Source organism: Nonomuraea sp. NPDC049758 (assembly GCF_040674635.1).
In the GTDB taxonomy this organism is placed as follows: domain Bacteria; phylum Actinomycetota; class Actinomycetes; order Streptosporangiales; family Streptosporangiaceae; genus Nonomuraea.
This window is the reverse complement of record NZ_JBFAMZ010000005.1, coordinates 93141-113242: the sequence shown is the minus strand read 5'-3', so window position 1 is coordinate 113242 and position 20102 is coordinate 93141. Positions and strand designations below refer to the sequence as shown.

Sequence of the window (20102 nt, the reverse complement as noted above, 5' to 3'; positions counted from 1 at the left end):
AGTGCCGACAGTTCACCCCGCCATCTGGTTCGAGTACACAGCGATTTTGTACGTTTCCGTCATTCGATCGGGAGCGCTCGGCGGTGCTGACGATCCCGGCCTGGAAATGAAGGAGACACTTCATGATCCGCATTGCTCCCGTGGGACGGGCGCTGGCCGTCGCGGCCGCCACCAGCTTGGCCCTGACGGCCTGCGGCGGTGGCGGCAGCAACACCGCCACGCAGTCCTCGCAGCCGGCCGCGCCATCCTCGTCGGCTCCCGCGGCCAAGGGCGACGGCACCCTCACGATCGGTACGCTGCTGCCCCAGACCGGTTCGCTCGCCTTCCTCGGCCCGCCCGAGTTCGCCGGCGTCGACCTGGCCATCAAGGAGATCAACGAGGCCGGGGGCGTGCTGGGCAAGCCTGTCACCAAGTACGACACCGACTCGGGCGACACCACCACGAACATCGCCTCGCAGTCGGTGGACAAGCTGCTGGCCCAGAAGGCCGACGCCATCATCGGCGCGGCGTCCTCCTCGGTGTCGGAGTCGGTGATCGACAAGATCACGGGCGCGGGCGTCATCCACTTCTCGCCCGCCAACACCTCCGACAAGTTCACCACGATCGAGGACAAGGGCCTGTACTTCCGCACGGCGCCGCCGGACAAGCTGCAGGGCCGCGTGCTGGGCGACCTGGTGGTCGCCGACGGCAACGACACGGTCGGCATCCTGGCCATGCAGGACTCCTACGGCTCCGGCCTGGCCGACCAGGTGCAGAAGACGGTCACCGACGGCGGTGGCGAGGTCGTCGAGCGCGTCGACTACGACCCCAAGGCCGCCGACTTCTCCGCCGACGTGGCGAAGATCAAGGCCAAGAACCCCAAGGGCATCGTCCTGATCGGGTTCGAGGAGACCGCCAAGGTCATCCAGGAGCTGGTCAAGCAGGGCCTGCCGGCCGACAAGCACAAGTGGTACATGGTCGACGGCAACACCTCCAACACGAACTACATCAAGATGCCCAAGGGCACGCTTGACGGCGTCAAGGGCACCATCCCGGGCGCGGCCGCTCCGGAGGAGTTCCGCAAGAAGCTCCTCGCCATCAACCCCAAGCTGGAGGACTACAGCTACGCCCCCGAGTCCTACGACGCGATGAACCTGCTCGCGCTGGCCGCCGAGGCCGCCAAGAGCGACGCGGGCACCGACATCGCCGCCAAGCTGGCCGAGGTCAGCAAGGGCGGGGAGAAGTGCAAGGACTTCAAGAGCTGCGACGACCTGCTCAAGGCCGGCAAGGACATCGACTACGACGGCGTGAGCGGCCCGGTCGAGTTCAACGACGCCGGTGACCCCGCCGTGGCCACCATCGGCATCTACCAGTACGGCAAGGACAACAAGTACGCCACCAAGGCGCTGGAGTACCGCACCGGCAACATCGCCGGCTGATCAGCCTCCCGCAGCACCCCGACAAGGGCCCGGTCCGCGCGGACCGGGCCCTTCCGTCATGCGCAGCCGGCCACGATCTGTTCGGCGGCGGCCCGGTACTGCCGCAGCAGCGCGACCTGCCGCGCGTGCGGCACGTCGTTCCTGGACAGGCCCGCGGTGGCCGTCTCGACGCTCTGGACGGCGGCGTGCAGCGAGGCCGGCAGCCGGTCGCCGAACTGGAGCGTGATGCCGCGCAGCTCGGCCAGCCGGCCGATGACGGCGTCCTCGAAGTACTGCTGCTCCTCCTGGCCCTTCGGCCTCAGCATCAGTTCGGCGTAGCCGATGGCCGAGACCACGCGCGCGCACGGACTGTCGGTCGGGTCGCCGCCGGTGCTGTACCGCTGCGCAGAGGAGGCGTCCTCCTGGCAGCCGACGAGCAGGACGGGCAGGACGAGCGCCACTGTCAGCATTCGTTTCACAGCGTTCATTAAAAAACGGAGAAGGGGCCCCGGGGGAGCCCCTTCTCCGTTCGATCCGGTTACGCCTTGGCCAGCGTGCCCAGGTACAGCTCGATGACCTTGGGGTCGTTGGCGAGCTGCCTGCCGGTGCCGGTGTAGGCGTTGCGGCCCTGGTCGAGCACGTAGCCGCGGTGGCAGATCTGCAGGCAGCGGCGGGCGTTCTGCTCCACCATGATCACCGTCACGCCCGCCTTGTTGATCTGCTGGGCCTGGATGAAGACCAGGTCCTGGAGCTTGGGCGACAGGCCCGCCGACGGCTCGTCCAGCAGCAGCACGGACGGCTCGGTCATGAGCGCCCTGGCCATGGCCACCATCTGCCGCTCACCGCCGGACAGGGAGCCCGCGCGCTGCTTGCGGCGCTCCTTGAGCGCCGGGAACAGCTCGGCGACGAACTCGAAGCGCTCCTTGAACTTGCCGGGCACCTGGAAGGCGCCCATCTCCAGGTTCTCCTCGATGGTGAGGCTGGGGAAGACGTTGTTGGTCTGCGGCACGTAGCCGACGCCGCGGGAGACCAGCGAGTGCGCCTTCATGTTCGTGATGTTCTCACCCTTGAGCAGCACCGTGCCGCTGCGGATGTTGACCAGCCCGAACATGGCCTTCAGCAGCGTCGACTTGCCGGCGCCGTTGGGGCCGATGATGCCGATCAGCTCGCCCTCTTTGACGTAGAGGTCGGAGCCGTTGAGGATGTTGACGCCCGGCAGATAGCCGGCGATCAGCTCGTCGCACCGCAGCACGGCGTCTTCGGCGCCTTCCAGGTGCGCGGCGCGGTCGGTGACGGCCGCCTGCGACTCGGGGGCGGCCTCGGGGGCGTCGCTCACTTCTGCGTCTCCTCTTCGATCTCGGCCTCCAGGGCCGCCTCGGCCTCGTGGAGCTGCGACTCCAGCTCGGTGTCCGAGAGCGGGGCGTCGTGGTGGGCGCCGAGGTAGGCGTCGATCACGCGCTCGTCCGACATGATCGTGTCGGGCGGGCCCTCGGCGATCACTGCGCCCTGCGCCATGACGATCACCCAGTCGCTGATGTCGCGGACCATGTCCATGTCGTGCTCGACGAACAGCACCGTCATGCCCTGCTCGCGCAGGTCCTTGACGTGGCCGAGCAGCGACTGGGTCAGGGCCGGGTTCACGCCCGCCATGGGCTCGTCCAGCATGACCAGCTCCGGCTGGACCATGAGGGCGCGGGCCATCTCCAGCAGCTTGCGCTGGCCGCCGGACAACGAGCCGGCGAAGTCGTCCCGCTTGGCGCCCAGCTTGAAGCGTTCGAGGAGCTCCTCGGCGCGGACGGTGATCTCGTCCTCCTGGCCGCGCCACATCGACGGGATGAGCGCCCGCCAGAACGTCTCGCCCTTCTGCCGCTGGGCGCCCAGGCGCATGTTCTCCATGACGGTCAGGCGGGACAGCGCCTTGGTGAGCTGGAAGGTGCGCACCATGCCGGCGCGGGCGACCTTGTGGGCCGGCACCCCGCTCATGCTGCGCCCGTTGAACGTCCACGAGCCGGAGTCGGCGGTGTCGAAACCGGTGAGCTGGTTGAAGAAGGTCGTCTTGCCGGCGCCGTTGGGGCCGATCAGCGCGGTGATAGAACCCCGCTGGATCTCGACGTGGGCGACCTCGACCGCGGTCAGGCCGCCGAAGCGGCGCACGACGTTGTCGACGGTGAGGATCGGGTCCGGCTTCGGCACGCCCGGGTCGCGGGCCAGGTCCTTGAAGGCGGCCAGCGCCGCGGCCTTGCGCTCGGTGGCCGTGGTTTCAGCGTGCATTGATTGCTATCTCCCTCTTGTCGCCGAAGATGCCCTGTGGCCGGAAGATGAGCAACAGGACGAGACCCAGGCCGACCAGGATCCAGCGGACGGCGCCCACCTGGTTCGTGTCCATGAAGGTGATGATCCCGGCGCCGACGGCCTCGGACAGCACGCCGTAGATCAGGACGAGCAGCACCCAGAAGATCGACGCGCCCACGACGGGGCCGAGCACGCGGGCGGCGCCGCCGAGGATGACCATCGTGTACGCGTAGAACGTCGTCTCGGTGCCGAAGATGTCGGGCTGGACCGAGGCGTAGGCCAGGCCGTAGATGAAGCCGCCCAGGCAGCCCACGACGCCGCCCAGGATGAGCGACTGCATCTTGTAGGAGAAGACGTTCTTGCCGAGGCTGCGCACGGCGTCCTCGTCCTCGCGGATGGCCTTGAGCACGCGGCCCCAGGGGCTCTTCATCAGCAGGTAGACCAGCCCGCAGCACAGGGCGATGAGCACCCAGCCGACGGTCAGCACCCACAGCACCCGGTGGTTGAAGAACAGCGGGACGGAGCCGAGGTTGAAGCCGTACTGGCCCTCGGGGTAGGGGTTGAGCGCGTAGAAGCCGTCGGAGAAGCCGCGCTGGCCGTCCGAGCCGCCGAAGACGCTCTTGAACGCCACCGAGCGGAACACCAGCCGGACGATCTCGGCCGCCGCGATGGTCACGATGGCCAGGTAGTCGGCGCGCAGCTGGAGGGTCGGGATGCCGAGCAGGATCGCCAGGAGCACCGCGGCGAGCAGGCCGACGATGATGCCGACCCAGAACGGCAGGCCCATGACGGTGACGGTGACGGCCAGGCCGTAGCCGGCCACGCCCATGAACGCCGCCTGGCCGAAGTTGAGCAGGCCGGTGTAGCCGAATTGGATGTTGATGCCGATCGCGGCGAGCGCGTACAGCACGGTCTCGACGCCGACCGCGGACTTCAGCGTCGTGCTGATGATCGTGATCCAGTCCATTCTGATCCTCCCCCGATCAGCCGATTCGCTCGCGGCGGCCCAGGATGCCCTGGGGCCGGACGAGGAGCACGATGATGAGCACGACCAGCGCGCCGACGCTCTTGAGCTCCGGCGGCACCCACAGGGTGGAGACCTGGATGAACAGGCCGACCACCAGCGAGCCGACCAGCGCGCCGAAGGCGGTGCCGAGCCCGCCGAGCGTGACGCCGGCGAAGATGAGCAGCAGGATGTCCTGGCCCATCGTGTACTTCAGGTTCTGCGAGAGCCCGAGCATGATGCCGGCCAGCGCCGCGATGGCGCCACCCAGGGTCCAGATGATCCGGATGACCCGGTCGACGTTGATGCCGGACGAGGCCGCGAGCGCGGGGTTGTCCGACACGGCCCTGGCCGCCTTGCCGGTACGGGTGCGCAGCAGGGCGAAGCCGACCAGGAGCAGCACGGCCAGCTCGATGCCCATCGCCACGAAGTTCTTGGGCGCCGCGGAGATCGGCCCGACCTCGATGCCCGGCTGGGCCGTGTACTGGGCGTAGGCCTCGTTCTGGCCGCCGAAGAAGATCAGCATGACGTAGCGCATGACCAGCGCGACGCCGATGGAGACGATCATCATGGCGACGATGCCGGTGCCGCGCCTGCGCAGCTGGCCCCAGAAGAGGCGGTCCTGGGCGTAGCCGAACGCGCCGCCCAGCGCCACGGCGAGCACCGCGGCGGGTATGAGATGGAGGCCGAAGCCCACGTTGAACATGTAGGCCAGCACCGCGCCGAGCGTGACCAGCTCGCCGTGGGCGAAGTTGGTCAGGCCGGTCGTGCCGTAGATCAGCGACAGGCCGAGCGCGGCCAGGGCGATGATCAGACCGAGGTTGAGCCCCTCGAAGGTGAGCTGCGCCGCGGTGTCCCAGACGCTGCTCTCCCCGCTCTCGTCTCCCTGCGGCTGCCCGGCGACACCCTTGGCCTGCAACGCGAACAGCACGGTCGAGCAGTTGCCCTCGAAGACGGTCGGCGTGCGCACATTGCTGCCACCGCGCACCTCGGCGTTCTTCGGAAGGGAGTTCGGGTCAAGGGTGACCTTGAACTTGCCCTTGTCGGTAGGAACTTCCCACGTGCCCTGTGCGTTGGTTGTGACCTCCTTGACGGGTTGTCCGCCCTCGGTGGTCACGACGATTTTGACGCCGTTCACTGGCTGGCCTTGGAGTTTGAGCGTCCCCTTCAAACCCTGGCATCCGGCCGGCCCCGCCTGCGCGGGACTGGCCAGCAGGAAGATGAGTCCACCCAGGAAGGCCGTGAACGCGATCACGGCTCTGCGCAATGGTGCTCCCTCAAATAGGTCAAGGCGGGGTTGTACCCCTCCATCTCGACACGCGCGCATCGCAGGCACAACTGGGATGCAATGGCGGGAGCTTATTCCGCAGACGCCCGTTTCAGTATGGTTCGTCACCAATTAGTGACATGCGTGTGCCACACATGTGAGCAAACAACGCGGCAGGTCAGGGGCTAAATGAGGGAAGACGCCTGGCCCACGCCGAAAACGAAACGGTAACAATGGGGAGAAAACGTGGACGAGCCCGCGGAGCGGCCTTTGGGGCCATGTAGGGCTTCCCCGGCCGCACACGTTATCTACCGGGCCTCCCCGCGGGCTCTGTTCGGACAACCGTAGCGATCGATGGGGCCGCTGCGCAAAGGTTCGGTCAAAGTGACGTCAGGGACGCTGGTCGCGCAGCATGCACGTCAGTCTGGAGGTGCACACCCGCCGTCCCTCCTCGTCGGTGATCTCGATGTCGTACGTCGCCAAGGTGCGTCCGCCGTGCAACCGCGTCGCGACCCCGGTCACGTATCCGGAGGTCGCCGAGCGGTGGTGGGTGGCGTTGATCTCGATGCCGACGGCGATGCGGCCGGGGCCGGCGTGGATCGCCGCGGCCACCGAGCCCAGCGTCTCGGCCAGCACCGCCGACGCGCCGCCGTGCAGCAGGCCGTAGGGCTGGGTGTTGCCCTCGACCGGCATCCTGCCGACGACGCGCTCGGGCCCGGCCTCGACGAACTCGATGCCCATGCGGTGGGCCAGCGTGCCCTCGTGCACCGCGCCGTACGCGGAGAAGTCCAGCGGATCGGTCTGCGTCAAGGGGATGTCTCCACTCTTCCGAGCTCGGGTTTTCTGTCGTTGACGCAGACTAGGCTGCGTACGTGCCGAAGAGTGAAGTGACCCCCAGCCGCCCGTGCCTGTTGCTGCTTGACGGGCATTCCCTGGCCTACCGCGCCTTCTACGCGCTCAAAGACGCCAACCTCATGACCACCGACGGTCAGCACACCGAGGCGGTCTACGGGTTCACCTCGATGCTGACGAACATCCTGCGCGACGAGCAGCCGACCCACGTGGCGGTGGCCTTCGACCGGTCGGAGCCGACGTTCCGCCACGAGGAGTACTCCGACTACAAGGCCAACCGGAGCGAGACGCCCGAAGACTTCCGCGGCCAGATGCAGCTCATCTACGAGCTGCTCGACACGCTGCGCATCCCGCATCTGTCCAAGGCGGGCTTCGAGGCCGACGACCTCATCGCCACCCTGGCCACCCGCGCGGCCGGCGACGGGATGAACGTCCTGATCGTCACCGGCGACCGCGACGCCCTGCAGCTCGTCAACGAGCACGTCACCGTGCTGATGACGCGCCGCGGCATCAGCGACATGACCCGGTTCACCCCCGAGGCGGTCGAGGAGAAGTACGGCCTGACCCCGGCCCAGTACCCCGACTTCGCCGCACTGCGCGGCGACCCCAGCGACAACCTGCTGTCCATCCCCAGCGTCGGCGAGAAGACCGCGGCCAAGTGGGTGCGCGAGTTCGGCTCCCTCACCGCGCTGGTCGACCGCGTCGACGAGGTCAAGGGCAAGGTCGGCGACAAGCTGCGCGAGCACGTCGCCCAGGTGCTGATGAACCGCCGCCTGACCGAGCTGCTGCGCGACGTGCCGCTCGACGTCGAGCTCGGCGACCTCACCCAGGGCACGTGGGAGCGCGAGGAGATCAACAAGCTGTTCGACACCCTGCAGATCCGCGGCGAGCTGCGCGAGCGCGTCTTCAAGGTGCTCGGCACCGGCGAGGCGGAGCCCGAGCAGGGCTTCGAGGTCGAGACCGTCATCCTCGGCCCCGACCGGGTGGCCGGCTGGCTGGCGGCGCTCCCGCAGGGCCGCGCCGGGCTGGCCTTCAAGGGCTCCTACGGCAGCGGTTCCGGCCGCATCGACGGCATCGCCGTCGCCTCGCCCGACGGCACCGCCGCCCACATCGACCCCGTCAAGCTCACCGAGGCCGACGAGGCGGCGCTGCGGGCCTGGCTGGGCGACGAGAGCAGGCCCAAGGCCGTCCACGACGCCAAGGGGCCGATCCTGGCCCTGTGGGCCCAGGGCATGGAGCTGCGCGGCCTGAGCTGCGACACCGCGCTGGCCGCCTACCTCGCCATGCCGGGCCAGCGCACGTTCGCGCTGGAGGACCTGGCCAGGCGCTACCTCCACCGCGACCTGCGGGCCGAGGAGGAGTCCGGCGGCCAGGCCGCCCTGTTCGGCGACGACGAGGACGCGCCGGCCAAAGACCTCGCGCTGCGCGCCCACGCCGTGCGCGAGCTGGCCGACTCCCTCGAGGGCTTCCTGGCCGGCCGCGGCGGCACCCAGCTCCTGGCCGACGTCGAGCTGCCGCTGCTGTCGGTGCTGGCCGAGATGGAGCGGGCCGGCATCGCCGTCGACAGCCAGTACTTCGCGGGCCTGGAGGCCGAGTTCGGCGCCGCGGTCAAGCACGCCGTGGAGGAGGCCCACCGCTCCGTCGGCGAGCAGTTCAACCTGGGCTCGCCCAAGCAGCTCCAGGAGATCCTGTTCACCCGGCTCAACCTGCCGAAGACCAAGAAGATCAAGACCGGCTACAGCACCGACGCCGACCAGCTCGCCTGGCTCGCCACCCAGACCGAGCACGAGCTGCCGACGATCATGCTGCGCCACCGCGACCAGCAGAAGCTGCGCACCACCGTCGAGGGCCTGATCAAGGAGGTCGGCGACGACGGGCGCATCCACACCACGTTCAACCAGATCATCGCCGCCACCGGCCGCCTGTCGTCGGAGAAGCCCAACCTGCAGAACATCCCGATCCGCACCGCCGAGGGCCGCCGCATCCGGCAGGGCTTCGTGGTCGGCGAGGGCTACGAGCGGCTGCTGACGGCCGACTACAGCCAGATCGAGCTGCGCATCATGGCCCACCTGTCCGGCGACGAGTCGCTGATCGAGGCCTTCGAGTCCGGCCACGACTTCCACCAGGCCACCGCGGCCCGGGTGTTCGACCTGCCGCCCGAGCAGATCGACAGCGAGCTGCGGGCGCGCATCAAGGCGATGAACTACGGCCTGGCCTACGGCCTGTCCGACTTCGGCCTGTCCGGGCAGCTCAACATCCCGGTCTCGGAGGCGCGGGCGCTGAAGGAGGAGTACTTCACCGAGTTCGGCGGCGTGCGCGACTTCCTGCAGGCCATCGTGGCCCAGGCGCGCACCGACGGCTACACCGAGACGATCATGGGCCGCCGCCGCTACCTGCCCGACCTGACCAGCGACAACCGCCAGCGCAGGGAGATGGCCGAGCGCATGGCGCTCAACGCCCCCATCCAGGGCTCGGCGGCCGACATCATCAAGGTCGCCATGCTCCACGTCCACCAGGCCATCGCCGAGGAGGGGCTGGCCTCGCGGATGTTGCTGCAGGTCCACGACGAGCTGGTGTTCGAGGTCGCGCCGGGCGAGCTGGAGACGCTGCGGCAGCTCGTGTGCGACCAGATGAACGCCGCCTACCACCTGCGCGTTCCGCTGGAGGTCTCGGTGGGCGTCGGGCGTACGTGGCAGGACGCCGGCCACTGACGATGTTTATCCCGACACGGCGGGGCAGTCCGACATATCGCGAACGGCGTGGCCCCGCCGTCTCCGGGGCTTCTCGTCTACGCTGATGACAGTTTGGCCGAGATGTCGGGAGATTTGTGCGGGTACCAGCGTCCTTCACGCGGATCATCGCAATCGCGAACGTGGCCGTGGTGACCGTGGCCGTCGTCGGGCTGAGCCTCTTACCTGACGGTGAGACTCCTACTACCCAGGCGTCGGCCCGGGTCGGCGTGATCGCCCCCGTCTCACCCCCGCAGGGGCAGCCGCAGGACACCTCCCAGCCCCCCGGCGTGGTCGCCACCCCCGAGTTCGCCCGGCAGGTGCGCGCCAACGAGGCGGGCCTGGTGCCGGTCATCATGTACCACCGGATCCTGCGCAAGCGCGTGGCCTCCATCGACCGCACCCCCGCCCAGCTCAGGCAGGAGCTGGAGAAACTGGCCAGGCAGGGCTACGTGCCCATCACGGCCAGGGAGTTCGCCACCGGCGACATCCGGGTGCCGGCCGGGCGGTTCCCGGTAGTGCTGACGTTCGACGACGGTCACCCGAGCCACTTCGCGCTCGACGACGCGGGCAACCCCAAGCCCGACACCGCCGTCGGCGTGATCCTCGACGTGGCCGCCCGTTACCCCTCGTTCCGGCCGGCCGCGACGTTCTGGATCACCCGTGAGCCGTTCGGGCTGCGCGACCAGGAGCGGCAGGCGGCCGCGGTGCGGTGGCTGGTCGATCACGGCTTCGAGGTCGCCAACCACACCTGGTCCCATCCGGACCTGCGGCGGCTGGGCAAGAAGAAGGTGCGCGAGCAGATCGTCCGGCTGGAGCGCCTGCTGAAGAAGCTGGGGGCGCCGCCCGACAAGACCCTGGCCCTGCCGTACGGGTCGCTGCCGCGGCCCAAGAAGCTCGCCCGTACCGGCTCCTGGGACGGAACCCGCTATGATTTCGCGGGCGTGTTCCTCGCCGGGGCCCAGCCGTCCCTTTCGCCCTTCGCGAAAGACTTCGACCGTGGGGCGATCCAGCGGATCCAGAGCAACGGCAAGCGGGGAGAGTGCCGCAAGTGGTGCTCGCAGTACTGGCTGGAGTGGCTGAACAAGCACCCTGGCGAGCGCTACGTCTCGGACGGCGATCCCACGCGGATCTCCGTCCCGCGCAGACTACGGGGTAATATCAACCCCAAGCGGGAGTCCCAGATCATCGGGTACTGATGTGCCTCCGGATTGACCCCGTGGCCAAGGTCTCATATGCTGATCGCTGCGCTGTGGGCTCGCGCGCGCCTCAGACGGAGCGGGCTCGCGCTCGGTCACGTCGATGTCGTAATTCCTCGGCTTGATGCGGAAGAGGGCCTGCCGCGCATCCGCCACATCGACATCCTGTCCGCGTTCGGAGCAATTCCACACATGACGTCCAGCACTGAGGCCACCTCGAGCACCCCGCAGGTAGCGGTCAACGACATCGGGTCCGAGGAAGCCTTCCTCGCAGCGATCGACGAGACCATCAAATACTTCAACGACGGCGACATCGTCGAGGGCACCGTCGTCAAGGTCGATCGAGACGAGGTCCTTCTCGATATCGGCTACAAGACCGAGGGTGTCATCCCCTCGCGCGAGCTTTCGATCAAGCACGATGTCGACCCTGCTGACGTCGTGGAGGTCGGGGAGCACGTCGAAGCCCTGGTTCTCCAGAAGGAGGACAAAGAGGGCCGCCTGATCCTGTCCAAGAAGCGCGCCCAGTACGAGCGCGCCTGGGGCACGATCGAGAAGATCAAGGACGAGGACGGCATCGTCACCGGTACCGTCATCGAGGTCGTCAAGGGTGGTCTCATCCTCGACATCGGCCTGCGCGGCTTCCTCCCCGCCTCCCTGGTCGAGATGCGACGGGTCCGCGACCTGCAGCCGTACGTCGGCCGCGAGCTCGAGGCGAAGATCATCGAACTCGACAAGAACCGCAACAACGTGGTTCTCTCCCGCCGCGCCTGGCTGGAGCAGACGCAGTCCGAGGTTCGCCAGACGTTCCTCAACACCCTGCAGAAGGGCCAGGTCCGCAAGGGCGTCGTCTCTTCGATCGTCAACTTCGGCGCCTTCGTCGATCTCGGCGGGGTCGACGGTCTGGTCCACGTGTCCGAGCTGTCCTGGAAGCACATCGACCACCCGTCCGAGGTTGTCGAGGTCGGCCAGGAGGTCACGGTCGAGGTCCTCGACGTCGACATGGAGCGCGAGCGCGTCTCCCTGTCGCTCAAGGCCACGCAGGAAGACCCGTGGCAGCAGTTCGCCCGTACCCACCAGATCGGCCAGGTCGTGCCGGGCCGCGTCACCAAGCTGGTGCCGTTCGGTGCGTTCGTCCGGGTCGAGGAGGGCATCGAGGGCCTGGTCCACATCTCCGAGCTGGCCGAGCGCCACGTGGAGATCCCGGAGCAGGTCGTCCAGGTCGGCGACGAGATCTTCGTGAAGATCATCGACATCGACCTCGACCGTCGTCGCATCAGCCTCTCGCTGAAGCAGGCCAACGAGGGTGTCGGCACCGAGGTCGAGTTCGACCCGACCCTCTACGGCATGGCGGCCACGTACGACGACCAGGGCAACTACATCTACCCCGAGGGCTTCGACCCGGAGACCGGGGAGTGGCTCGAGGGCTTCGACAAGCAGCGTGAGGAGTGGGAGCGGCAGTACGCCGAGGCCCAGACTCGCTTCGAGGCTCACCGCAAGCAGATCGAGGAGGCCCGCAAGGCCGAGGCGGAGGCCGGCGAGGCCGCTCCCTCGTCCTACAGCGGCGAGACCGCTCCTCCGTCGGGCAGCTCGTCGTCGGCTCCGGCCAGCGGCGCGCTCGCCTCTGACGAGGCGCTCGCAGCCCTCCGCGAGAAGCTCGCGGGCGGCCAGAGCTAAGGCTCAGCCTTGAAAGGCCCCGCACGGGTTTCCGTGCGGGGCTTTTTCATGCCCTTCTCTGGGACGGGTCTCGCGGAGGAGCCTTGCCGTAGGGGATCGCCGGGTGGTCATGAGCTGGGCCGCCGTGACGGCGACGGCTTGGTGGTGCTCGTGCCGCCGCCGACGCGGACACACCGTGCCATGTCCGGAGCGATCTCCTTGAGCAGGAGGTCGTCCTCCGAACCACTCCCACCGGACGCCGGTCTGCGTCCACCACGGTGGCCGCGCTCTGCGAGCAGGGGGTGATGACCGCGCTCGTTCCGTGAGCGGAGGTCGTGGCCGCCTCAGGCAAGATCAGCGACACGACGACACGCTCATGCAACACCTCGCTGATTCGCGCAGCCAAGACTGTCGGCGGGCCGCTGACGAACGGAGGTCAGTAGGCGAGTTCCCCGATGCCGCCATCGACGCGCAGGACGGTGCCGGCGGTGTAGGCGGACTCGTCGGAGGCCAGGTAGACGGCCGCCTTCGCCACCTCGGTGGTGGTGCCGATGCGATGCAGGGGCACGGTCCGCCGGAGTTCGTCGTAGATGGCGGCCTGTCGCTCGGGGCCGAGCGACTTGAACGCGTCCGTGAGGGTCGGCCCCGGGCTCAGCCCGTTGACCCGGATGCCCCGGTCCTTCAGCTCATGGGTCAGCCCGCGGGAAAGGGACAGCAGGCCCGCCTTGGCGGCACCGTAGACCGCCGCGTTCTCGTGCCCGACGTAAGCGGAGACCGAGCCGACGACAATGACCGAGGCCTGCTGTGACAAGAGCGGAAGCAAAGCTCTGACCAGGAAGAACGGCCCCTTGAGATTGGTGGCGACGAGCGTGTCGAACGCCTCCTCGCTCCATTGCTCGATCGGGAGATGGGTGACGTCGGCGGCGTTGCTCATCACGATGTCGACCTTCGGCCATTCCTGCTGCAACCGCGCCGCGAGCGCCGCCTGGCCGGGGACGTCGCCGGCGTCGCTGACGATGGGCAGCAGCGGGCCGTCCAGCTGCCGGGCGGTCTCGGCCAGCCGTTCCCGTGAGCGGCCGGTGATCGCGACGATCGCTCCCTCGGCGAGGAACTGACGAGCTGTCTCCCGCCCGATGCCGCTCGTCCCGCCGGTGATCAGTGCGTGCTTTCCTGCAAGACGACCCATGGAAGTCATCCTCCTGACTGGCGCAAGGCGCATGGTTGTGGTGATGACGACGGGCCGTCCCGCCGTCGTGAGGCATCCGCCGGAGGCCGGCCCCGTACTGCGGACGTGGCTCTGGCCGGTGCGTTCGGGGTCAGATGGCGGTGCGTCCGCCGTCGGCGGCCACGACGGCGCCGGTCACATAGCTGGCCTGGTCTCCGGCGACGAAGGCGATGACGCGAGCGACCTCGGCCGGGGCGGCGGCGCGCCTGAGCGCGGTCGTCAGGCCCATGCCGCCGACGTCCGGTCCCATCACCGCCACCACCTTGGAGGTGGTCATCGGGCCGGGCGCCACGGCGTTGACGCGTACGCCGGAGGCGGCGAACTCGGCGGCCCAGGTGCGGGTCAGGGACTCCAGCGCCGCCTTGGTGGCGCCGTAGACCGCCATCGGCGGCATGCCCAGGCCGGCGGCGGTGGAGGTGACGTTGACGATGCTGCCGCCCCCGCCGGCGGCCATCTTCGGTGCGAGCTGGGCGACCAGGATGAACGGCGCGCGCACGTTGACCGCGAAGGCCGCGTTGTAGGCGGCGAGGTCCTGGTCGGTGGTCGCGCTGAACGGGACGACACCGGCGTTGTTGACGAGGATGTCCACCGCCCCGGCCTCCTCGGCCAGCCGCCGCACGGCCTGCGGGTCGGCCAGGTCGGCGCCGATGAAGCGTACGGAGCCGGTCGCGCCGGTCCGCACGTCGTCCACGACCTGGGCGCCGCGGCCCGGGTCGGTGCCGGTGATGATCACGTTCGCCCCGCCGGCGGCGAGAACCTTCGCCGTGGCGTGCCCGAGCCCGCCGATGGCGCCCGATCCGGTGATCAGCGCCGTCTTGCTGTGAAAGTCCATGGGGTTCTGCCTTTCTCCGCCGGTGCGAGAGCCGACGACTTCTATGCAGCCGTTCAATAAGTCGCTCGGCCTTCAACGTACATACTTTTGTGCAAGCGGTCAAAAAGTCGTAACCTGGGCACATGGCACGGACAGGACGCCCTCGCGCATTCGACAAGGACCAGGCGCTGCAGCGCGCGCTGCTGCTGTTCTGGTCGCGGGGCTACGGAGAGACCTCCATCCAGGACCTCGTCGAAGCGCTGGATCTGGAGCGGGGCAGCCTGTACGGCGCCTTCGGCGACAAGCGGCAGTTCTACCTGGCGGCGGTCCAGCTGTACTGGGACACCTACGAGCGCGAGCTGATCGCGGCGCTGGCGTCCGGGCCGGTGCTGCCGGCGCTGCGCGAGGTGCTCGCCAACCCGGCCCGGGCGCAGGAGTACGCCTCCGAAGCCGGCGTTCCGCAAGGGTGCATGATCGGCAACACCACCGCCGAACTGGTTCCGCAGGATGCCGAGGCCCGCGAGATCGTCGCCCGGTCGCACGGCCGCTTCACCCGGATCGTCGCCGACGCCCTGCGCCGCGCGCAGGCCGAAGGCGAGGTCGCCCGGGCCGCCACCCCCGAGGCCCAGGCGCAGCTCCTGCTGTTCACCGTCCAGGGCCTGTCCCTGGTCTCCCGCGCAGGACTCGACACCTCCGTCGCGCTCGCCGCCGTGGACACCCTGATCGACGCCCTCCGCGCCTGATCTGCGGCCCCCGGCCCACCCGACCCCGGGTGCGGTCACTCGCCGCGGCTCGCCCTGCTGTCCGGGATGGCGCGGTACATCCGTGACTTGGTTGGGCGATTCGGGACAGGTCAATCGGTCTCTATGTGCGTGGTGGGGGGGTAGAGCCGGGCCGGGGGCGGCCCGGCGTCCTGGACGGGTCAGCTGCGGCCGAGCATGTCCGCGGTGAGGATGTTGCCACCCAGACCCCAGCCGCCGTCCGGAACCTCCTCCAGGAGGACCAGGGTGGTGGCCCGAGCTCGTTCTCCGTAGACGGTGGCATAGGCGTCGGTGACTGCGTCGATGAGCTTCTTCTTGGACTCGGGGGTCAGGGTGTCGGCGGGAACCTTGAGGTTGGCGAACGGCATGTCGGTTTCCTTTCGTGTGGGGATTCAGAGTGAGGCCGCGGATGGCCGGAGGTCTGCGCTGCCGGCGCGGCGGTAGGACTCGGCGCGGATACGGTCGGCGACGATCGAGACGACCTCGCTACCGTCCTGACGGCTCGACCCTGGCGCGAGCTGGGCACACCGTCGGCGTCGGCATGAGGCGAATCGCGGACCGCAACGCGCCCGCCGCTCTGGAACGGCTCGCCGGCCGAACCCGCTGGAGGCCCCGGTGGCGACGATGGCCTGTCGCGCGGCGGCCATCAGATGATCCCGCCGTTGGCGCGCACGACCTGGCCGTTGATCCAGTGCCCGGCCGGGCTCGCCAGGAACGCGACGACCTCGGCGATGTCCTCGGGGGTGCCGAGCCGTTCCAGCGGCGGCTGCTTGGCGAGCTGCTGGATCGTCGCCTCGGTCTTGCCGTCGAGGAACAGCTCGGTGGCGGTCGGGCCGGGCGCGACCGCGTTGACCGTGATGTTCCGCCCGCGCAGCTCCCGGGCGAGCACCAGTGTCATCGCCTCGACGGCTCCCTTGCTGGCGGCGTACGCCCCGTAACCCGGGAACTGCAGGCCGACCACGGAGGTGGACAGGTTGACGATCGCGCCACCGTCGCGCACGCGGCGCGCGGCCTCGCGGGCCATCACGAACGTGCCGCGGATGTTGGTGCGGTGCAGAGCGTCCAGCTCGTGGAGGTCGAGGTCCGCGATCGGGGACAACGACAGCCGCCCCGCAGAGTTGACGACCACATCGACCCCGCCGAAGGACTTCTCCGTCGCCTCGAACATCTCCGCGACGGCGTCACCGTCGGCCACGTCGGCCTGAACCGGGATGGCCTGGCCGCCGGATGCCGCGATCTCCTCGACCACCTGCGCCGCGGCGGAGACCGACCCTTGGAACCCCACTGCGACCGCACAGCCCCGTGCCGCCAGCGCCACCGCGATCGCCTTGCCTATCCCGCGGGAACCGCCGCTGACGACGGCCACACGCTGGTCACTCATGGAAACTCCTTGGGCTTCTAGCGCCGATACGGGATTTCCGTATCGGCGTTACGAGAATCGACGGTAGCACATGTCGTATCGCCGCTATTGATTGGCGCTATCATCGATCGCATGGCAGAGACGGACCCGCTTCGCGCGGCGATGATCGAGGCCGCAGAGCGGCAGCTGGCGTCGTCCCTGGATCACGAGGTGGCCACGCGCGCGGTCTGCGAGGCGGTCGGCGTGAGCCAGCCCGTGCTCTACCGGTTGTTCGGTGACAAGCGCGGGCTGCTGGACGCCGTCGCCGACCACGGCTACGAGCAATATGCCGCGCTCAAGGCCGCCCAGGAGCAGACCGGCGACCCGGTCGCCGACCTGCACGCCGGCTGGGACGGCCACATGGCCTTCGCCCGGGCGAAGCCGGCCCTCTACCAGTTGATGTTCACTCCGCGGCCGTGGTCACACTCGACGGCGCGAGATCGCGTGATGGACCTGCTGGTGGCGGCGCTCACGCGGTGCGCGGCGGCGGGGGTGTTGAAGGCCGAGCCGCAGACCGCCGCTCAGCTGATCCTGTCGGCGAACGTCGGCACCGCCCTCGACCACATCGCCAGACCGGCTCTGTTCGACGACCCCGCGCTGTCCCACCGCATGCGAGACGCCGTGTTCTCGCACGTCCTGACCGGGCCGGCCGCTCAGAACGACGCCGACCCGCTGTACGCCGCCGCGCTGCGCCTGCACGCACAACTCGATCTCACCGGGACCGAGGCCCTGGAACCGGCCGAGACCGCCCTTCTGCGGCGATGGCTTGAGCGCATCACGCAACCCGTCCGAGGATGACGGCCACGCTCAAGAACACGCTGCCCGCTCGGTCGCCGGCTTTCGCGGCGTAGCGCCCCGCTGCCCGGGTTTGCCTTCTCGCCGTTTCCCCACCAGGTACGGACGGCAACGACGCGGAGGCGCTGGTGCCACCCCGGCATGTGGCGCGTCGCGTCCCTCAAGAGTGGCCTGTGGCGGGGAGGCTGAGCCGCAGGGGGGCTGGGCAGCCCTTGAGGGTCTGATTACAGCCGATCTGTCTTTTCCCTCCTCTGGCCCGAGCGGGGTTCTGTGAGGGGGCGAGGGTTCGGTGGCACGGAGAATCGCCGAGCGGGCGCGAGATTTTACCCATCGACCTTTTACGACTTCTCTACCTGCGAAGACGGCCGCTGGGAAACTGACATGCGGCTGGAGGTACGAGCGTTCGGGGGCGATGCGGTGCGTATGGTTCGGCGCGTGATCCCGGTGGTGGCGGCGGTCACCGTCCTGGTTTCGGTTGCAGGCGGGGGAGTCGGGCGGGCGATGCGCCTGGTCGCCTCGCCCACCCCATGGCCGGAACGCGACGTGACCGAGCTCACGGAGCCGCAACCTGAGGCGGCCTGGCCTGAGAAGCCGGAGAAGGATGCGACCGGGTCGGCTGGAGCGGTCTTGGGAGCGACCAGATCGGCCGACTCGGAGCTTGGGGTGGCCGGATCGGCAGGGCAGGAGCCGGGAGCGTCGGAGCTCGGGGCGGCGGGGCTGGAGGAGCGGGGCGTTGCCGGGGCGGTGCGGCCGGCACCTGGGCGGGAGACGCTCGCCTGGTCCGAGTGCGGCGGCGGGATGCGGTGCGCCACGTTGCCCGTCCCCGCCGACTGGGCCAGGCCGCGCGAGGGCCGCGTGGCCGTCCAGCTCGCCATGATGCCCGCCCAGGACCCGCTGCGGCGGCTCGGCGCGCTGGTGGTCAACACGGGGTCCGCGTCGGTCGTACGAGAGGTCGCGGCGCGGCCGGACACCGTGGGCGAGCTGGCCAGATGGTTCGACGTCGTGCTGGTCGAGGCGCGCGGGGCCGGGGATGGGGGGCACGCGGGGGCGTGCCCCCGCCCCCGGCCGGACCCGGCCCGGCTGCAGGTGGCCGAGGGGCGGACGGCCTGGCGCGCGTTCGCCCGGGACAACGCCGTCTACGACCGGGCCTGCCGCGCCGCGCTCGGGCCCGACTACGCCGGGCTGACGTCCTGGCAGGTCGCCCACGACCTCGATGCCGTACGTGCCGCGCTGGGGGAGTCGCGGCTGCGCTACCTCGGCAACGGCTACGGGAGCGTGTACGGGCAGGCGTACCTGGAGCTGTTCCCCGGCCGGGCCGGGCGGATGTACCTGGAGGGGCTGCCCGACCACACCGAGACCGGGCTCGAACGGCGGCTGCTCGCCCACGCCCGCGCCCAGGAGCGGCAGCTCGGGTACTTCCGCGACTGGTGCCGGAACCGTCCCGGCTGCCCGCTCGGCCGCGCGGACGCCGTCCGGGTGTTCGACGGTCTGGTCAGGCGCGCGCCTCTGCGGCTCGGTGGCGGCGAACGTACGGTGAGCGGCCACGAGATCGCCGCCGCCGTATGGGCGGGCCTCACGCCCGCACGGTGGCCGGCGCTCGCGCAGGCCCTCTCCAGAGCCCGAACGGGCGACGCCACGGGCCTGGCCGCCCTGCTCCCCGCCGAGCCCCCACAGCCCACCCCTCCCGCCCCGACGGCAACAACCCCCGGCCCGGGCCAGGCGCCCCCCGCAGGTACGGCCGGAGCACGCCTCGGTGCGGGCGAGGCGGCCCCCGAAGGTGCGGTGGGAACACCCCTCGGCGCAGGGCAGACGCCTCCCGCACCGGCCGGCACCTGGCCCTCTGAGGCGCTGCCGGGGAGGTCGGGGGCGACGCCTCAGGGACCGGCTGGGGCGACCTCTCGGCGCGGAGCGGCAGTTCCTGGAGCGGCGGTCCCGGACACGGCCGTCCCGGACACGGCCGTCCCGGACACGGCGGTTCGGGACGCGGCGGTTCGGGACGCGGCGGTTCGGGACGCGGCAGTTCCTGGAGCGGCGGCTCCTGGTACCGCAGCCTCTAGGGCGGTGGCCTCGGGAGTGGCGGGGGGAGGCGTCGCGTCCGATGTGCGGGGGGCTTCAGGGACGGCGGGGGCGGTGTCGCAGCCTGGGGAGGCGGTTCCCGGTGTGGTGGGGGGAGTGGCGTCCGAGGTTGGGGAGGTGGGGCCGGCAAGTGCGGAGGGGGTCAGGTGGTGTCATGACTTCGGGTTGGCGGTGCCCGGTTATCGCCGTTTTCTCCAGGTGGAGGCGCGACTGCGGAAGGCGGCCCCCCGGGTGGGGTGGCTGAGTGGGCGGGCGGAGGTCGCCAGGTGCCTGGGGGTGGCACGTTCGCCGGGCTGGGCGCCGCACCCGTTGCCAGGCGGGCTCAAGGTGCCCCCGGTGCTGGTCGGCGTGGGACGGCTGGACAACGAGACCCCGTCCTCCGGGGCGGCAAGGGCGGCCGGGCAGATCCCCGGGGCGAGGGTGCTGTGGCACGGGGACGGGCAGGGCGCGTACCTGGCGCAGGGCGTGAGCAAGCTGCGCGCGGCCTGCCTGCGTACGAAGGTGCACGACTACCTGGTCAACGGCGTCCTGCCGAAGCAGGGCACGTTCTGCCCGGGCGAGCTCACGGCGGGCAACGCTCCCTAGCCGGCAGCGCGAGAGGGCCGTCCAAGGCCGGGGAGCGGGCGGTCGGAGGGCGGGGAAG

Annotated in this window: 17 protein-coding genes; 7 read left to right on the top strand and 10 right to left on the bottom strand. The window is 69.8% G+C overall.

The features are described from left to right. Positions 1-122: 122 nt before the first annotated feature. Complete coding sequence (locus AB0J46_RS14810; protein ID WP_364331233.1) at positions 123-1418, top strand: ABC transporter substrate-binding protein; 1296 nt, start codon at positions 123-125, stop codon at positions 1416-1418. A gap of 56 nt (positions 1419-1474) precedes the next feature. Here AB0J46_RS14810 and AB0J46_RS14805 read toward each other — a convergent pair whose 3' ends face one another. From AB0J46_RS14805 to AB0J46_RS14780, 6 genes are all read right to left on the bottom strand, one after another. After that, a complete protein-coding gene (locus AB0J46_RS14805) occupies positions 1475-1876 on the bottom strand; it encodes a hypothetical protein (RefSeq protein WP_364331230.1) in 402 nt (133 codons plus the stop codon). A gap of 59 nt (positions 1877-1935) precedes the next feature. Continuing rightward, the gene (locus AB0J46_RS14800) at positions 1936-2733 is read right to left on the bottom strand and encodes an ABC transporter ATP-binding protein (protein ID WP_358293829.1); all 798 of its coding nucleotides are present in this window, start codon (positions 2731-2733) and stop codon (positions 1936-1938) included. Further along, positions 2730-3668: an ABC transporter ATP-binding protein gene (locus tag AB0J46_RS14795; RefSeq protein ID WP_358293827.1), complete on the bottom strand. Its 939-nt coding sequence runs from the start codon at positions 3666-3668 to the stop codon at positions 2730-2732. Before AB0J46_RS14795 ends, AB0J46_RS14800 begins: the two co-directional genes overlap by 4 nt. Continuing rightward, entirely contained in the window at positions 3658-4656 is a 999-nt protein-coding gene (locus tag AB0J46_RS14790) for a branched-chain amino acid ABC transporter permease (RefSeq protein ID WP_352358296.1), read from the bottom strand. Before AB0J46_RS14790 ends, AB0J46_RS14795 begins: the two co-directional genes overlap by 11 nt. A gap of 16 nt (positions 4657-4672) precedes the next feature. Beyond that, on the bottom strand, positions 4673-5830 hold the full coding sequence (locus AB0J46_RS14785) for a branched-chain amino acid ABC transporter permease (RefSeq protein WP_364331225.1): 1158 nt from the start codon (positions 5828-5830) through the stop codon (positions 4673-4675). Between the two features lie 519 nt (positions 5831-6349). Beyond that, a complete protein-coding gene (locus tag AB0J46_RS14780) occupies positions 6350-6751 on the bottom strand; it encodes a hotdog fold thioesterase (RefSeq protein WP_352328462.1) in 402 nt (133 codons plus the stop codon). Positions 6752-6831: 80 nt separating this feature from the next. On the opposite strand from AB0J46_RS14780, the gene polA reads away from it, so the two are divergent. The 3 genes from polA (at position 6832) to rpsA (ending at position 12413) form a co-directional block, all read left to right on the top strand. Then, a complete protein-coding gene (gene polA / locus AB0J46_RS14775; RefSeq protein ID WP_364331222.1) occupies positions 6832-9522 on the top strand; it encodes a DNA polymerase I in 2691 nt (896 codons plus the stop codon). A gap of 161 nt (positions 9523-9683) precedes the next feature. Next, positions 9684-10739 carry a polysaccharide deacetylase family protein gene (locus AB0J46_RS14770; RefSeq protein ID WP_364331219.1) on the top strand — a complete coding sequence of 352 codons (1056 nt, stop codon included), beginning with the start codon at positions 9684-9686 and terminating at the stop codon, positions 10737-10739. Positions 10740-10931: 192 nt separating this feature from the next. Further along, entirely contained in the window at positions 10932-12413 is a 1482-nt protein-coding gene (gene rpsA / locus AB0J46_RS14765) for a 30S ribosomal protein S1 (protein WP_352358288.1), read from the top strand. A 415-nt stretch (positions 12414-12828) separates the two neighbouring features. Here rpsA and AB0J46_RS14760 read toward each other — a convergent pair whose 3' ends face one another. Beyond that, the gene (locus AB0J46_RS14760) at positions 12829-13611 is read right to left on the bottom strand and encodes an SDR family oxidoreductase (protein WP_364331216.1); all 783 of its coding nucleotides are present in this window, start codon (positions 13609-13611) and stop codon (positions 12829-12831) included. Between the two features lie 97 nt (positions 13612-13708). After that, on the bottom strand, positions 13709-14449 hold the full coding sequence (locus AB0J46_RS14755; protein ID WP_364331213.1) for an SDR family oxidoreductase: 741 nt from the start codon (positions 14447-14449) through the stop codon (positions 13709-13711). A 122-nt stretch (positions 14450-14571) separates the two neighbouring features. Between AB0J46_RS14755 and AB0J46_RS14750 the strand changes: the two genes are divergently transcribed. Continuing rightward, complete coding sequence (locus AB0J46_RS14750; RefSeq protein WP_364331210.1) at positions 14572-15171, top strand: TetR/AcrR family transcriptional regulator; 600 nt, start codon at positions 14572-14574, stop codon at positions 15169-15171. 179 nt (positions 15172-15350) lie between these two features. Here the strand turns inward: AB0J46_RS14750 and AB0J46_RS14745 are convergent, their stop codons facing one another. Together AB0J46_RS14745 and AB0J46_RS14740 are read right to left on the bottom strand one after the other, a co-directional pair. Beyond that, the gene (locus tag AB0J46_RS14745; RefSeq protein WP_358293814.1) at positions 15351-15557 is read right to left on the bottom strand and encodes a 4-oxalocrotonate tautomerase family protein; all 207 of its coding nucleotides are present in this window, start codon (positions 15555-15557) and stop codon (positions 15351-15353) included. A gap of 278 nt (positions 15558-15835) precedes the next feature. Further along, positions 15836-16570: an SDR family oxidoreductase gene (locus AB0J46_RS14740; RefSeq protein ID WP_364331206.1), complete on the bottom strand. Its 735-nt coding sequence runs from the start codon at positions 16568-16570 to the stop codon at positions 15836-15838. Positions 16571-16681: 111 nt separating this feature from the next. Between AB0J46_RS14740 and AB0J46_RS14735 the strand changes: the two genes are divergently transcribed. Both AB0J46_RS14735 and AB0J46_RS14730 read left to right on the top strand, forming a co-directional pair. Next, the gene (locus AB0J46_RS14735) at positions 16682-17386 is read left to right on the top strand and encodes a TetR/AcrR family transcriptional regulator (protein WP_364331204.1); all 705 of its coding nucleotides are present in this window, start codon (positions 16682-16684) and stop codon (positions 17384-17386) included. Positions 17387-18046: 660 nt separating this feature from the next. Then, complete coding sequence (locus AB0J46_RS14730; protein WP_364331202.1) at positions 18047-20044, top strand: alpha/beta hydrolase; 1998 nt, start codon at positions 18047-18049, stop codon at positions 20042-20044. Positions 20045-20102 lie beyond the last annotated feature (58 nt).